Here is a 15,171-nt window from a genome sequence, read left to right as displayed (position 1 = left end):
CCCGACCGTGAACAACGGACGACGAACCGTGAATGACGGACGCCGATGAGTACCCGACTGATCCACCGCCCGGCCCGGACCATCAGGCCCCCGGCCGTCCCCGAAGCGCGCATCATCGAGGCCCCGCCGAACCTCCCGGAGGGGAAGGCGGGCAATATCGCGATGTCGCTGCTGCCGATCGCGGGCGTCATGTCGTCCGTGGTGATGATGACGGTCGTCCGCAACAGCCAGTTCGCCGCGCTCGGCGCGATCATCCTCGTCGTCACCGTCATCGGCTCCCTCGCGCTCGTCTTCTCACAGCGCGGCAAGGCGCAGCGCACCCGCCGTACCCAGCGCGAGGCGTACCTCGCCTACCTGGAGGAACTGCGCGACGAGCTCTCCGCCGAGGAGCGCCTGCGGGGCGAGCGCGCCGACGTCCTCAACCCAGCGCCGCCCGCGCTCTACGACATCGTGCGCGATCCGGCGCGCCTGTGGGAACGCCGCCGCGCCGACCCCGACTTCCTGTCCGTACGCGTCGGTACCGGCGAGATGCCGGTACGGGACGTGCAGATCGCCCAGCAGGACTCGTCGGTCCTCACCCCGCCCGACCGCTTCATGCTCAACGAGGCGTCGGCGCTGATATCCCGCTTCCGCACCGGCACCGAACTCCCCCTCACCGTCCCCCTCGACCGGGTCGGCAACGTCAGCGTCATCGGCCCCCGCGAGGACTGCCTGCGCGTGGTGCGCGCGCTGCTCGTCCAGACCTCGGCGCTGCACTCCCCCGACGATGTGGCGCTGGCGCTGGCCGTTCCGGGTGACCGGCTCACCGACTGGGAGTGGGCGAAGTGGCTGCCGCAGCTGCTCGACGACGAGCAGTTCGACGGCCCCGTCGCCGCTCGCCGTATCGCCCCCTCCGCGCCCCAGCTCGCCCGGCAGATCGGCCCCGAACTCCGGCGCCGCGCCTCCTACGCGGCCGAGGTGCGCCGCGGCCTGTCCGGCAACGACGCGTTGGCCATGACGTCCCGACTCCTCGTCGTCGCCGACGGGCACGGCGAGGACGCCGTCGAGCTGCCGCGCCCCGACGAGGCGGTCGGCCTGCGCGAGATGGGCGTGACCGTACTGCACCTGCTCGAACAGCGGGTCCAGGAGCCGGGACAGGTCAGCGTCCGGATCACCGTCGACGGCGGCCAGGTGGTCATCGAGGACCTGCGCGGGCAGGAGCCGGTCCTCGCCCACGGCGCAGTGGACGAGGTCGGCATCCCGTTCGCCGAGGGCCTGGCCCGGATGCTGGCGCCGCTGCGCCTGTCCGGCGAGTCCCGCGTCGACGCCCCCCTGACCGGGCCCGTGGACTTCGCCGGTCTGCTCGGCATCGACGACATGGCGCACCTCGATCTGCCGCGTCTGTGGGCGCCGCGCGGCGAACGCGCCTTCCTCCGTGTGCCCATCGGCGTCAACGACGCCCACGAGCCGGTGCTGCTGGACCTGAAGGAGTCCTCCGAACTCGGCATGGGCCCGCACGGCCTGTGCGTCGGCGCCACCGGCTCGGGGAAGTCCGAACTCCTGCGCACCCTCGTCCTCGCCCTGGTGGCCACCCACCCGCCGGAGGATCTCGCCCTGGTCCTGGTCGATTACAAGGGCGGTGCGACCTTCGCGCCGTTCGCGGACCTGCCGCACGTCGCGGGCGTCATCACCAATCTGGAGAACCAGGCCGGTCTGGTGGAGCGTGTCCACGCCTCGCTCGCCGGCGAGGTCAAACGCCGCCAGCAGGTCCTCAAGGACGCGGGCAACATCGCCGACATCGGCCATTACGCCGCGCTGCGCGCCGACGGACGGCCCGATCTGGAGCCGCTGCCGCACCTCTTCGTCGTCATCGACGAGTTCGGCGAACTGCTCACCGCCAAGCCGGACTTCATCGACCTGTTCCTGTCCATAGGCCGCATCGGCCGCTCGATCGGCGTGCATCTGCTGCTGTCCAGCCAGCGCATCGAGGGCGGCCACCTCAAGGGCCTGGACACCTATCTCTCCTACCGGCTCGGCCTGCGCACCTTCTCCGCCGACGAATCCCGCACGGTCCTGGACACCGCCGACGCCTTCCACCTGCCACCGCTCCCCGGCTTCGGCTACCTCAAGGTCGACACCAGCCACTACGACCGCTTCAAGGCCGGTTACGTCTCGGGCGCCTACCGCGGCCCCGTACGGCGCGAGGCGGAGGAGGAGACCGGGCCACTCGCCCTCCTCTACGACACCTACAACTCCCTGTCCCGCGAAGAAGCCCCGGACGCACAGGAGCCGACGGTGCGGCGCCGTGAGACGGGGCCGACCGAGCTGGGCGTCATGGTCGCGCAGTTGGAGAACGCCGCCGGCCCGGTACGCCGCATCTGGCTGCCGCCGCTGCCCGACGCCGTCGCCCTGGACACCGTCGCCGGGCCGCTGGATGCCGGACCGCGCGGTATGCAGCTCTCCCGGCGCCGCGGTCCGCTTCAGGTGCCGCTCGGTGTCCTCGACGACCCGGCCAAGCAGTGGCAGGGGCAGTGGTACCTGGATCTGACGGTGGCGGGCGGCCACACCGCCGTCATCGGCGGCCCGCAGTCCGGCAAAACCACGCTCCTGCGCACCCTCGTCCTCTCGCTCGCGCTGACCCACACCCCGCAGGAGGTCAGTGTCTACGGCCTCGATCTGGTCGGCGGCGGCCTCGCGGCCCTGGCCGGCCTCCCCCATGTGGGCGGCATCGCGGGCCGCGCCGACCGTGAGCGCGCCGCCCGCACCGTCGAAGAAGTCCAGGCCATGCTCGCGGCCCGGGAAGACGTCTTCCGCGAACACGGCATCGACTCCGTCTCCCAGTTGCGCGACCTGCACGCGGCGGGCCGGTTGCCCCAGCTGGCCTCCGCCGAGATCGTGCTCGTCATCGACGGATTCGGCGCGCTGCGGGACGACTTCGAGGAGCTGGACGACGACGTCGCCGACCTCCTCAAACGCGGCGGCGGCTACGGCATCCACGTGGTGGCGGGCATGCTCCGCTGGAACGACGCACGCATCGCCGTCCAGTCGAACTTCGGCACCCGCATCGAGCTGCGCCTGAACGACCCCGGCGAGTCCAGCATCGACCACAAGCTCGCCCAGACCCTCTCACCCGACGAGCCCGGCCGCGTCCTCACCGACGGCACACTCTTCGCACAGGTCGCGCTCCCCCGCACGGACTCGCTCACCGACACCGGCGACATGGGCACCGTTCTGGAGCGCACGGCCCGCACGATCCGCGCCACCTGGAGCGGTGAGGTCGCCCCACCGGTACGGATGCTGCCGCACCTCCTCCGGCCCGACCTCCTGCCGAGCCCGGCCGCCGAACCCCGACGCGTACCGATCGGCCTCGACCAAACAGCCCTCCAGCCCGTTCTGCTCGACCTCTTCCGGCATGACCAGCACCTGCTGATCCTCGGCGACAGCGAGTGCGGCAAGACGAATCTGCTGAAGGCCATCGCCGACGGCCTGATCGAGCGGTACGGCGAGGACGAGTTGGTCTTCGCCGTCATGGATCCCCGGCGCTCCCTGCGCGGCGCGGTCCCCGAAGAGTTCAACGGCGGCTACGCGTACAACGCCAGACTCTGTGCGGGCCTCACCCACGGCATCGCCGGCGTGTTGGACAAGCGGCTGCCCGACGACAGCACGCCTCCGCAGGACCTGGAGCCCGGCAGCTGGGGCGGCGGTCCGCGGATCGTGGTCCTCGTCGACGACTACGACGTCCTCACCACCGCCGGTCAGGAGCCACTCGCCCCCTTCCTGCCCTACCTCCCCTCCGCGGTGGACATCGGCCTCCACTTCGTCCTCACCCGCCGCGTCGCAGGCGCCTCCCGTGGCCTCTACGAACCCGTGGTCCAGGGCCTGCGCGAGTCGGGCTCCGCGGCCCTCGTCATGTCCGGCGACCGCGGCGAGGGCCAGCTGTTCCCCGGCGTATACGCCTCCCCGCAACCGGCCGGTCGCGGCGTTCTCATCCGTAGGGGCCATGCCAACCGCCTCATCCAGACCGTCCGCTCCCCCGCGTGAAGCACCGGAGACCTGCCCACGCACGCACGCGGACCAACCAGACGCACGGCGTACCTGCCACGAACGACGAAGGACCGGACGCCCCCATGACCAAGGACGTCATCGCCCTCACCCGGCGCATGCCCACCCCGGGAGCCGTGCTCTCCGGCCTGCTCTCCGGAGGCCCCGACACGCTCGTGGACACCACCGGCGAAGGCGCCGTCGTGCGGCTCTGCGACGACGAGGGCCGACCGCTCGTCTCCGTCGAGGCCCCGCTGCTCGTCCAGGTCGCAGGCGAGGCCGAGCGGCTGCTCGGCGCCACACCGCCGCCGGTTCCGTACTGGTGGACCGAAGCCCGCGCCACCACCGGCGTCGAACAGGCCGAGCGCCTCGCGGGCACCTTCGCGGCCCGACTGGCCGCACTGGCCGACGGCTCCGCCTGGCCACCGGAGGCCGCACGCTCCCTGGCCGTGGTGAACACCGAGAACGTGAGCGCAGCGCCCGCTGAAGGGCAACCCGCCATCGACGTCCTCACCGACAAGGTCGCCGTCGTCATCCAGGACCGCCCGGTGGTCGCCATGACGGCCTGGCTCTCCGACGCGTACCGCGCCGCCGCCACCGCAGAGCTCGGCCTCCAGATCGTCACCCCACCCGGAACCATGCTCTCCCCGGCCATCCGCGACAGCCTCAGCACCTGGCCCTCCCGCTGGGTCGTACGCGACGAACACGACGGCTACTACGACGGACTGACCGGAGCCGTACTGCGCTGGCAGGACGGCATGTTCGCCCCCGTGGCCTCGGCCGAAGCCACCGCCGACGACCCGCACACCCCGGTGGCCGCCTCCTACCAGGACGTGGCGGTCACCGGTGAACATCAGCTGGCCGTGACCTTCCGCACCGTCCACCCCGCGGACGACCGTCTGGTCCTAGGCGGCGCCCTGGAGTCGATATGGCGCGAGCTGACCGGCGCGCCCCCGGCCGGATGGGGAACCGCGGAGCCCGCCAATCTCCCCTGGTCACCGCGGCAGATCACCGACCTCGCCCACGAGCGGGCGCCCGAGCCGACGTGGTGCGTGGTGGTCGGCGGTCCGGACCGGCCGGGCCTTGCCACGGTGCGTATCAGCCGGACGACGGCGGGCGTGGAGGAAGACGTCACGCTGATGTTCGGCTACGGCCCCGACGAAGAGCCGCCGGTGGACGCCTTGCCCCGGGCGGCGGAGCTGCTGGCCACCCGCCACCGCCTCCAGTCGATGCTCGTCCAGCTCCGCAAAGCCCGCCGCGACCTCGCGGTACCGCCCCGCTTCGAAGGCCCGGGAGTCCCCCTCGCCTTCGTCCTCGGTGCGGAGGAGGTGCGCCGGATGCCCGACGACCGCGCCCGGCGCACCCCGCTGTCCGAGCCGCCTCTCCCCCTCGGCCCGAAGACTCACCCCGCGATGTACTACCCGCTGCCGGGAGACCCGTCGGACCTGTCGGGTTGGCAGGACTTCGAGCGCCTGATGCGGCATCTGAAGGGCGAGTGAGCGCACCTGGACCCGGCGGGGCCGACGCTTCGGCCTCCCTGCCCGGCCACGCTTCGGCGGCAGGCAGTCGGCCGGGGGCTCTGAGCCGTTGTCACACCCCGGTCGTAGCATCGGGATAGCAGATTGCACCAGCGATCCGCACTTGATAGGCATAACCGTACAAACGATCGCCAAGTTCAGCAGGGGGAGCCGGATGAAGTTCGACATGGGAGCGCAGACGCTCTCGACGCTGAAGTCCCGGTCGCAGGGTTCGAGCACGGAACTGGGGACGTTGATCCGCCAGCTCGTACAGGCGGCCCAGCCGCTGGAGGGCAAGTTCAACGGCTCCGGCAAGGCGGCCTTCGATGCGTTCAAGTCGCACGCGGACGAGATCGCCGCGGAGCTGAACAGTGCGCTGGCCGGCATCGTGGGCGGCCAGTCGGGCATGGAGACGGCGTTCAGCTCCGGCGTCCAGGAGCAGGCCGACAACGCCCGGACGCAGATGGCAGCGGCCAACTTCGACGCGGCCCGCTTCTCGGGCCGCTGACAGCCCCATCAAGGGCGCGTACTCAGATCTCAACGGGGAGGATTGTGATGACTGCCGGCAAGGACCGCCGCTCGTACGACTCGGGCGCATCGACGGAGGCGCAGGGCAACATCCAGGCTGTGATCGCCCGCCTGGAGCAGGTGATCGCGGCGCGTGACGCGCAGGTGAAGCACGCCATGGCGGATTTCACGGCCGACGGCGTCGCCGACGAGTACCACGGCAAGGAGGTGCGCTGGAACCGCGCCTCGCAGGAGGTCAAGAGCATCATCCACCTGCTCAAGACCACGCTGGAGAAGAACGACGCGACCGCCCACCACACGCTCCAACGCGCGAAGTCCGCGGTCGACAACATCGGCTGAACGAGCCCCGGCGCGCACCGGCAGAAGAAGCAGTCTTCACGGTGCGCCAGCGGGTTGTTGTCAGCTGTGAGGGGGCGTATCGCGCGGGTTGGTGGCTGCGCGGCGCGGCAGAGAGGTATGCAGGAGGCGGGGGCGTTCATGGCGTCGTGGGACATTCAGCCGCAGGGTGTGCAGGGCCAGTTGAAGGTGGTCGGCACGCATGCCGAGGGCCTCGGGAAGGTCCTCCGTAAGCTGCTCGCGGATATGCAAGAGGCGGCACAGGCGGCAGGTACGGCCGTGCCGGGCTCCCAGGCCCAGGTGCTGCCGAGCGGGCAGCCGGTGCCGGCGGGGTACAAGCCGGTAGGGCCGGTGGCACCCGGCCTCGTGCCGCACGGCGCGGCGGGGCCGGTCGCCGCGGCCTTGGCCGAGTACGCGAAGGAACGCCAGTCGGACTTCAAGGCGATGGCCGACCGCTGCCAGGCCGCCGTCCTGGGCGCGGCGAAAGCCACCAATGAGTACGTCGAGGGCGATCTGGAGGCGGCCAGGAACGCCCAGAACGCCGCCCGGGCTGTGCGGGTGGATGCGCTGAAGGGCTTCGGGGGGAAGAAGTGAGTGACGCTCCGGTCGACCCGGCCGAGGTACCGGTCTTCACCGGTGATCTGGACCTTCTCGAATCCAAGGTGAAGTCGCTCTCCCACAGCGCTCCCAAGGTCCGGACCGCCGGCTCGGACGTCCACACGTCCTTCGGCGGACTGTCCGCCTTCTACAAGGCGCCCGAGGCGGAGCAGCTGTTCGCCGTCACCAAGCCCGTCGCGGACAAGGCCCACGACGTCAGTACGGACGTACGCGTCATCGCCAGAGCGCTTGGCACCTATGCCCGCGAGATCACTCCGCTGGTCAAGCAGCTCGATCAACTCAAGCGGGACGCCGCCACTTTCCGCCACCAGGTCGCGGGCGACGACGACTGGCGCGAGGACGGCGACCTGACCGACGAAAACCTCAGCCGCCGCAACAAGATCGCCGAGGTCTGGACCGCATTCCAGGCAGCCGAACGCAACTGCCACGCCAAGATCGTCGCCCTGGTCGGCGGCAAGAAACTGCACGCGATCGACGGCTCCCACACGACGGGCTACGGCTACGACGCCGAAGCCCTCAAACAGTCCAAGCACCTGCCCTGGGGCGACGCGGTCGAGGAATCCGTCCCGTGGTGGAAGGTGTGGAGACACGCCTACGACTTCGGCAAAGGCGTCATCGTCGACGGCGTATGGGGCACCATCAGGGGCCTGGGCACCCTGCTCTGCGTCGACGGCTGGGACGCCGCCGGCCAGGCATGGACCGGCCTGGCCAAGCTCGCCACCGGCGTCTCGATCACCACCATGCCCCTCATAGGCCCCGCCTTCCTGGCGATCCCGGGCGACAAACTCCCCTCCTGGCTACGGGACTCCCGCACCGCGATGAAGGAAACCGGAAAGGCCCTCGTGGCCTGGGACCAATGGGAGTCGAACGCCCCCCGGGCCGCCGGCGCGGTCACCTTCAACGTCCTGACCGCCATCTTCACCGAAGGCGCCGGCGCCACCGCATCAGGCGCAGGCAAAGCCGGCGCCGCAGCCAAGGTCGTGTCCATCGCCGGCAAGGCGGGCAAAGCCATCGACCCGATGACCTACGTCTTCAAAGGCGCAGGCGCAGGGGTATCGAAGATCAGCACCGTCATGGCCCACCTCAAAGACGCCGGCCACTTCACCATCCCCAAGATCTCCGAAGGCGCCTTCGCCCTACCCGAGGGCGCCGTCAAAATGTCCGACGGCACGATCCAGCTGCCCAAGGACACCGCCGTCCCGGAAGGGGCCACCAAGCTCCCGGACGGCAACATCACACTGCCCGAGGGCACGACCGTCCTCCCGCCCCACACCGTCAAGGACCCCTTCACCGGGAACTACACGGACGCCGCCGGCAACCTCTACAGCAAGGACGGCAACCTCCTCCAGCACGCCGACGACGCCCCCAAGAACAAGCCCGCCCAAGCGGCCACAGGCGCGGACAGCCCGCGGATCGAGGCCCCCGCCCACCAGAGCCAGCCGGTCCTTGCCGGCGTCGGCGGACGATACGAGGGCATCACACGCCTTGACTCGGGCACCTCCGACCCGGTGCGAGTAGGCGACAACACGGGGCACGGCAGGACCGGGCCAGGCGATAACACCCCCACCGGCCGCGCTACCGACCACAACGCCCCGGGCAGCAACACGGGCAACCACATGCCCGCCAACAGCCTGGACAACAACCCGGCCGGTGGCGGCGGCCGATCCACGGACCCCGCGCCCGCCGAGGAAGGCCACGGCACTGGAGATGCGCGGGGCGTCCCACACCAACGGAGTCACGGGAACGAGTCATACAGCGGCCATGGCGAGACGGATCCGTCCGACGTCGGCTCAACAAATGGCGGCGGCTCAGGCGACGACGTTCACGGGGCATCCGGGCCAAGCACCCCTGATGAGCAGCCTCCCGTGCATCTGCAGGGCGATAGCGTTGCGCAACAGCCCCTGGGCAAGATGGCTCCCGAGCAGGAAGAAGCCGTCACAGCGGCTCTGGCCGAGTCGAAGGTTCCTCCAGTAGATCAGGAGCGAATGCTGACCCAGCTCCGAAAGTCGGGATACGGTGCATCTGTCGCTGAGTACATCGCCAGCGGACGATTCTCCAGCTTCCCGGGGTATAAGGACCTGATCTTCCAGGTGAAGCAGAAAGACATGATGCCAGCTGTTCATCAGGCACTGGATCACGCCGCTGAACTGCAGGCCAAAAACGTAGGCAACATAGAATTTGAGCTGAAGCTCCCAAAACAAAACCTTGATTTGGATGTTCTGGTCAGGTCCGAGAACGGCATCGAGTACGGCGCTCAACTCAAAGACCTACAGAGCGCCAACGGAATCAAGTCGGCAGTAACGAAGATCGCAAAGATGCAATTGGCAGGGCCTGGCGTGAAGGTGAAGGTTGCGATTCTCGACATCGGCGACACCAAGGGAGCATTGACGGAGCGAGCATTGAACGCCGTCCAGAGGGCTGCGGATCGGACCAATGCTTCCTTCGAGCTAAGATTCCAAGACGGCTCTCTCACCGTCTTCCCGACCAATGCAACTACACCGTAAGGAAGTTCCATGCCAATTCTGATGCGCGCACCGAGAGAATGCGGCTCATGGTTCTGGGATCTTGAGGACGTCACCTCGTCAGGGCTGGAATCAGCTCTTGAGACGGCCGCACGCATGTCCGCCCTCCTGCAGTCAAAAGAACTGCTGGAACCCGTTTCCTTGGAGTGGAGCTGGTTCGAAGTGGGCAAGGGAGGGCTCGGCATCCACAGTCGCCTCGACATCGTGGGGCGCTCCCTGGACGACGCCGGACTCGCCGGACAGATGCGGGCATGTCAACCGGCCGGCTACCCGTCAGCGGAGATGTCGGAGATTTCGGTGGTCGGTTCCGGCATCTGGCTCGACGCTGAAGGGAACCGTCATCGTGAACCTGGCCTGGTCGAAATCAGCGTATCTCCCGACTCCATCGGCCCCTCGGCGGAACTCTCGGTTTTCCATGACGTGTGGGGCTCATGTGATTTCCAGGGGAGGCCGCATCCCGCCGTGCACGCACAGAATGCCCCACGCCTAGCGGCAGCATTGCGCAGCTTGGATGGATTGCTGGGGGTTGCAGCCGAGCCTGGCGAGCCGACCTATTTCGGGGTTGCCGAAGGCTACGGGGTCAAGGCCCCCGACATCATCGATGGGCGCGGCCCTGACCTGACCGACCTGCTCTGACCCCCTCGCTTCCAGGGGTGTTGTCGGCAGGTCGAGGGCGGACAGCAGAGCAGCATCACTTCGTAGCCATTCATGACTCCGAAACCGATCCCCTTTCAATCCAGCCCGCATGAGCCTGCGCAGTATGCTCGTGCTGCCGCCCACCGAGGCACACCACAACATTGCCGGCGAACGGTCGCCCTGATCACTGACCAACCAGTGGCACCTCAAGGCCCAGCGGCTCATCGCTCGCTGACCTCGGCGAGGGCATCGGACAGCCAACGGCGGAACGCGCGGACGGACACAGTCATGGAAGGCGAGCTCCCTTCCGCGCGAACAGAGGGGGTTGTCCGGGACGGCCAAGCTGTCGGTGAATTCAAGGAGTGGCACCCCAACGGGGCCTTGAAGTCCCGAAAGTTCTTCGACAGCTCCATCGCTTCTCTCCGCGAAGAGGACACATGGGATGAGCAGGGAGTTCGGTTGACCTCGTGGCGCCGCGACGACACTTGAGAGGCGATCATCGGGTCTCCCGACTCACCCTCTGAAAGACGCGCCCCAGGGCAGGCCTTGCTGACCCGCTGGCCATTCCCAGCACTCTCACCTCTCCAACGGCCGGTGAGCGGTCTCGGGCAGTCGGAGGTAGACGGCGGAGGAGACCAGGCACAGCACGGCCACGTACACGGGGAAAAGGCCGGACTGCCCCAGGTCCTTGAACAGCGTTCCGATATAGGGCGCCGTGCCGCCGAAGAGGGCGACGGTGAGGGAGTAAGGGAACCCGATACCCGCGGCGCGCACCCGCGCCGGGAACGTCTCCGCGTTCACAGCCGCTGAGATGGCTGTGAAGCCGCTCAGCAGGATCATGCCCGCGCACTGCACGAGCAGCAGCGTGACGAAGGAACCGTCGAGCGCGCGCAGCAGCGGCACGCACAGCACGGCGAAGCCGATCCCGAACATCAGCAGTAGCGGCTTGCGCCCGAAGCGGTCGGACACCATGCCCGCAACGGGCTGGAGCACGGCGAAGAACGTCAACGAGAGGGTGCCCGCCAGCAGCGCGTCGGATTTCCCCACCCCGGCGTTGAGCTCGGCGTACGTCGGCAGGTACGACGTCCACGTGTAGTACGCGAGCGTGCCGCCCGCTGTGATCCCGCAGATCAGCAGCGACTCGCGCGGATAGCGTCGCAGCGCCTCGAAGAGACCCGGCCGGGGCGTCTCGGTCTGTTGCTCGCTGCGCGTCTCGTGCGCGCCGCGCCGCACCCAGAATCCCACGAGGCTCAGGAGTGCGCCCAGCATGAACGGGACCCGCCAGCCCCAGCTGCCCATGGTGGCGGGCGCGAGCTTCGCGACGAGCAGTGCCGCGACGCCGGACGCGACGAGCTGTCCGATGGTCGTCGACACGTAATGGAAGCTGGAGAAGAGTCCCCGCCGCCCGGGCCCGGCCGACTCCACGAGGAACGTGGTCGACGCAGCGAACTCACCGCCCACCGACAGCCCCTGCAGCAGCCGGGCCAGGACGAGGATGACCGGCGCGAGGACTCCGGCTGCGGCGTATGTCGGCGTCAGCCCCACCAGGAGGCTGCTGCCCCCCATCAGCAGAATGGTCACCGTCAGCGCCGCACGACGCCCGCGCCGGTCAGCGACCGCGCCCATCAGCAGCCCGCCGACGGGCCGCATGAAGAACCCCACCGCGAAAACCGCGAACGTCGCGAGCAGCGGCACCAGCGAATTCGCCGCGCTCTTGGGGAAGATCTGCGCGGCGATGTACGTGGCAAGGAAGGTATAGGTGTACCAATCAAACCATTCGACCGCATTGCCGACCGAGGCGGCGAGCAACTGCCGTACAGGACGCGCCGGAGGGGTCAGGGCGCCGATGTGAGGCCCCTCAGTAGAGGAATCCGGCCCGCCCTCACACGCGGGTTGTTCCCTGAAAGCTGTCATGATCACACATCTCCCCGTCTTCGCACACGGCAATTGCGCCGCGCCGGCCTCTCCAGTGGTCGCCCCTCACACGCCTCAGCCCCCGGCGTCAGCCCTGATGCCTCCTCAGGCAAGGAGTGAACAGTCAGCATCGCCCCGACCGGAGGCGGCGGCGAGTTGGCGCATCGGGGACGCCGAGCGGCCGGGCGCGCCCTTCGTCAGGGGTTCGGTGTGTTCCGCGCTCGACATGGTCCTCCGCTCGATCCTGCGTGTGTGCTGTGGCGTTGCCGTCCCGCTCGCCTTCCGCCGGTGCTTCCGGTGGGGGCCGGTACGCCCCGCGATCATGTACCGGTCGGACGGCTGTCCGCCAGGGTCTGCGGAGGACGAAAGGAAACGGCAATGAACTCCGGGGCGGCGGGCCGGTCCACGCGCTCGTCGCCGTGTCGTTCATCGAAGGAAACACCGGAAGGTGCCGGGGAGTTGCACCGGGGTGCGCACCCTGAGGAGAGCGGTGAGAGGCGTACCAGCGCGGCGCCGGGCGACGGCGCGGGGAGGGGTGCGGCGGCCGCCCCGACCGTTGAACCGGCCGCCGCGCGCCCGACCCTACCCGCGAGTCACTTGTTGTGGCACCGGTAGATCGCCGCTGGTGGTGAGGGATGGATCACCCGGATCGCCGTCGGGTGCGCGGTGGGCGTCGCGGCGCAGCAGCGCGGCGTAGCGGCCGTCGGCGGCGAGGAGTTCGGCGTGGGTGCCGCGTTCGGCGATCCGGCCGCGGTCGAGGACGACGATCTGGTCGGCGTCGCGGACGGTGGAGAGCCGGTGGGCGATGGTGACCGTGGTGCGGCCCGCACTGAGCGCGTCGATGGCCTGCTGGACGGCGTGTTCGGTGCGGGTGTCGAGCGCGCTGGTCGCCTCGTCGAGGACGAGGACCGGCGGGTCGCGCAGGATGGTGCGGGCCAGCGCCAGCCGCTGCTTCTCGCCGCCGGAGAAGCGGTAGCCGCGCTCGCCGACGAGGGTGTCGTAGCCGTCGGGCAGGGCGGCGATGTGGTCGTGGATCTGGGCGGCGCGGGCGGCGCGTTCGATCTCCTCGTCGCTCGCGTCGGGCTTGGCGAACCGCAGGTTCTCGGCGACCGAGGCGTGGAAGAGGTAGGTCTCCTGGGAGACGACGCCGATCGCGCGGGCGAGGGTGTCGAAGCCGAGGTCGCGGACGTCGGTGCCGTCCAGGGTGACCCGGCCGGCGCTCACGTCGTACAGCCGTGGGACGAGGTAGCTCAGGGTGCTCTTGCCGCTGCCGGTGGCGCCGACGACGGCGAGGCTGCTGCCCGCCGGGACGGTGAGGTCGATCTCGCTCAGGGTGGGCGCGGCGGCGGTGTCGTAGGCGAAGGAGACGTTCTCGAAGCGGAGGTCGCCGCGGGGTGTGGGGAGGTGGACGGGGCGCTCCGGTTCGGCCAGCGGGACCGGCAGGTCGAGGTATTCGAAGATCCGCTGGAAGAGCGCGAGGGAGGTCTGCATCTGCACGCCGGTGGAGAGCAGCGAGACGGTGGGGCGCAGCAGGCCCTGCTGAAGGGTGACGAAGGCGACGAGGGTGCCGAGGGAGAAGGCGGGGCCGCCGAGTTGCAGGACGAGTCCGGCGGCCCAGTAGATGAGTGCGGGCATGGCGGCCATGACGATGCCGATGGTGGCCATCCGCCAGCGTCCGGCCATGCTGGAGCGGATCTCCAGGCCGACCAGCCGCTCGGACTCGTCGGCGAAGTTGCGGGTGAGGGAGTCGGCACGGCCCATGGTGCGGCCCAGCAGGATGCCGCTGACCGAGAGGGACTCGGTGACCATGGCGGACATCGCGGCCATCTGCTTCTGGCGCTGCGAGGTGATCCGTTTGCGTTCGTTGCCGACCCGGCGGCTGATCCCGACGAAGAGCGGGAGCAGCAGCAGTGAGACGCAGGTCAGCCGCCAGTCGAGGGCGAGCATCGCGACGACGGTGGCGACCACCGAGGTGAGGTTGGAGACCAGCGAGGTGGCGGTGGAGGTGACCGTGGCCTGCATGCCGCCGATGTCGTTGGCGATCCGGGACTGCACCTCGCCGGTGCGGGTGCGGGTGAAGAACGCCAGCGGCATCCGCTGGAGCTTCGCGTAGACCGAGGTGCGCAGATCGTGCATGACGCGCTGGCCGACGGTGGTGGACAGCAGGGTCTGCAGGACGCCGAAGACGCTGGTGGTCACGGCGGCGAGGATCATGCCGAGGGCGAGCAGGGTGAGCAGGCCGGTGCGGCGCCCGGGGATCGCCACGTCGAGGATCTCGCGCAGCAGGAACGGTCCGGCCACCGAGACCAGCGAGGAGGCGGCGACCAGCAGGCCGACGGTGGCCAGCCGGGTGCGGTAGGGGCGGAAGAGGGCGAGGATCCGCCGGAGCTGGACCGGCTGGTCCGGGGCGTCCGGGTCCTTGGCGGGCGGGGTCCACTCGGGTTCGTCGCGGCGCATGGGCTCCTTCGAAGGTGTCGGGGGCGCGTTCGGTGGATTTTCCGGGAGCCTAGCTGATTGTTACCTAAGCTCATAATGAGCCTGGTCCTGATAGTCTCCGGCCATGCCCTCTTCCGACCCGATGCCCGCGCCGGACCCGGCCCGGGCGACCGATCCGGTGGCCGAGCCCGCGCCCGGCGGCGCGAACGTCGCCGAGCAGCTGGTCCGCCTCACCCGCCGGATGCAGCGCGCCCAGAAGCACCGCATGGCGCAGCTCGACCTCGCCTTCACCCCCGCCCAGTCGCGGCTGCTGCGGATGGTGGCCCATTACGGCGACGCCCCGCCCCGGATGGCCGACCTCGCCGCGCGCCTGGAGGTGGTGCCCCGCGCGGTGACCACACTGGTCGACGCCCTGGAGGAACAGGACGCGGTGCGCCGGGTCCCCGATCCCGCCAACCGCCGGGTGGTCCGGGTCGAGCTGACCGGCACGGGGCGCGCCACGCTCGACGCGCTGCGCAGCGCGCGCCGCAGCGCCGCGGAGGACATCCTGGCCCCGTTGAGCACCGAGCAGCGCGACACGCTCGGCGGCCTGCTGGCCACCCTGGTCGACCGGGAGGGCCCGCACCGCTGAGCCGTCCCGCCGT

10 protein-coding genes are annotated in these 15,171 nt (G+C 69.7%); 8 read left to right on the top strand and 2 right to left on the bottom strand.

Translation table 11 applies throughout. The annotated features are described in order from the left end of the window. The first annotated feature begins 45 nt into the window (after positions 1 to 45). From eccCa to ACZ4U4_RS23540, 7 genes are all read left to right on the top strand, one after another. Positions 46 to 4,020, top strand: a complete 3,975-nt coding sequence (gene eccCa, locus ACZ4U4_RS23570) for a type VII secretion protein EccCa (RefSeq protein ID WP_467877686.1) — start codon at positions 46 to 48, stop codon at positions 4,018 to 4,020. Between the two features lie 86 nt (positions 4,021 to 4,106). Next, a complete protein-coding gene (locus ACZ4U4_RS23565; protein ID WP_467877684.1) occupies positions 4,107 to 5,519 on the top strand; it encodes a DUF6177 family protein in 1,413 nt (470 codons plus the stop codon). A 193-nt stretch (positions 5,520 to 5,712) separates the two neighbouring features. Beyond that, positions 5,713 to 6,045 carry a hypothetical protein gene (locus ACZ4U4_RS23560; protein ID WP_467877682.1) on the top strand — a complete coding sequence of 111 codons (333 nt, stop codon included), beginning with the start codon at positions 5,713 to 5,715 and terminating at the stop codon, positions 6,043 to 6,045. A 47-nt stretch (positions 6,046 to 6,092) separates the two neighbouring features. Beyond that, positions 6,093 to 6,404, top strand: coding sequence for a pore-forming ESAT-6 family protein (locus ACZ4U4_RS23555; protein ID WP_467877680.1), 312 nt, complete (start codon positions 6,093 to 6,095; stop codon positions 6,402 to 6,404). A gap of 138 nt (positions 6,405 to 6,542) precedes the next feature. Further along, the gene (locus ACZ4U4_RS23550; RefSeq protein WP_467877677.1) at positions 6,543 to 6,995 is read left to right on the top strand and encodes a DUF6507 family protein; all 453 of its coding nucleotides are present in this window, start codon (positions 6,543 to 6,545) and stop codon (positions 6,993 to 6,995) included. Further along, on the top strand, positions 6,992 to 9,523 hold the full coding sequence (locus ACZ4U4_RS23545) for a hypothetical protein (RefSeq protein WP_467877675.1): 2,532 nt from the start codon (positions 6,992 to 6,994) through the stop codon (positions 9,521 to 9,523). The genes ACZ4U4_RS23550 and ACZ4U4_RS23545 overlap by 4 nt, the downstream gene beginning before the upstream one ends. Before the next feature lie 9 nt (positions 9,524 to 9,532). Continuing rightward, entirely contained in the window at positions 9,533 to 10,177 is a 645-nt protein-coding gene (locus tag ACZ4U4_RS23540) for a hypothetical protein (RefSeq protein WP_467877673.1), read from the top strand. Positions 10,178 to 10,753: 576 nt separating this feature from the next. On the opposite strand, the gene ACZ4U4_RS23535 is transcribed toward ACZ4U4_RS23540, so the two are convergent. Together ACZ4U4_RS23535 and ACZ4U4_RS23530 are read right to left on the bottom strand one after the other, a co-directional pair. Beyond that, positions 10,754 to 12,091 carry an MFS transporter gene (locus tag ACZ4U4_RS23535; protein WP_467877671.1) on the bottom strand — a complete coding sequence of 446 codons (1,338 nt, stop codon included), beginning with the start codon at positions 12,089 to 12,091 and terminating at the stop codon, positions 10,754 to 10,756. 582 nt (positions 12,092 to 12,673) lie between these two features. Further along, positions 12,674 to 14,548 carry an ABC transporter ATP-binding protein gene (locus tag ACZ4U4_RS23530; RefSeq protein ID WP_467877668.1) on the bottom strand — a complete coding sequence of 625 codons (1,875 nt, stop codon included), beginning with the start codon at positions 14,546 to 14,548 and terminating at the stop codon, positions 12,674 to 12,676. A 103-nt stretch (positions 14,549 to 14,651) separates the two neighbouring features. Here ACZ4U4_RS23530 and ACZ4U4_RS23525 point away from each other — a divergent pair, with 103 nt between their 5' ends. Then, positions 14,652 to 15,158, top strand: coding sequence for a MarR family winged helix-turn-helix transcriptional regulator (locus ACZ4U4_RS23525; protein ID WP_467877666.1), 507 nt, complete (start codon positions 14,652 to 14,654; stop codon positions 15,156 to 15,158). Positions 15,159 to 15,171 lie beyond the last annotated feature (13 nt).

Source organism: Streptomyces sp. NPDC029159 (genome assembly GCF_055564055.1).
This window is presented reverse-complemented; position numbering and strand designations above follow the sequence as displayed.

What these genes read in the sequence shown, in the direction of transcription:
- eccCa (WP_467877686.1), top strand. Translation starts at nt 46, where the DNA reads ATGAGTACCCGACTGATCCACCGCCCGGCCCGGACCATCAGGCCCCCG.
- ACZ4U4_RS23525 (WP_467877666.1), top strand. Translation starts at nt 14,652, where the DNA reads ATGCCCTCTTCCGACCCGATGCCCGCGCCGGACCCGGCCCGGGCGACC.
- ACZ4U4_RS23560 (WP_467877682.1), top strand. Translation starts at nt 5,713, where the DNA reads ATGAAGTTCGACATGGGAGCGCAGACGCTCTCGACGCTGAAGTCCCGG.
- ACZ4U4_RS23565 (WP_467877684.1), top strand. Translation starts at nt 4,107, where the DNA reads ATGACCAAGGACGTCATCGCCCTCACCCGGCGCATGCCCACCCCGGGA.
- ACZ4U4_RS23540 (WP_467877673.1), top strand. Translation starts at nt 9,533, where the DNA reads ATGCCAATTCTGATGCGCGCACCGAGAGAATGCGGCTCATGGTTCTGG.
- ACZ4U4_RS23555 (WP_467877680.1), top strand. Translation starts at nt 6,093, where the DNA reads ATGACTGCCGGCAAGGACCGCCGCTCGTACGACTCGGGCGCATCGACG.
- ACZ4U4_RS23530 (WP_467877668.1), bottom strand. Translation starts at nt 14,548, where the DNA reads ATGCGCCGCGACGAACCCGAGTGGACCCCGCCCGCCAAGGACCCGGAC.
- ACZ4U4_RS23535 (WP_467877671.1), bottom strand. Translation starts at nt 12,091, where the DNA reads ATGACAGCTTTCAGGGAACAACCCGCGTGTGAGGGCGGGCCGGATTCC.
- ACZ4U4_RS23550 (WP_467877677.1), top strand. Translation starts at nt 6,543, where the DNA reads ATGGCGTCGTGGGACATTCAGCCGCAGGGTGTGCAGGGCCAGTTGAAG.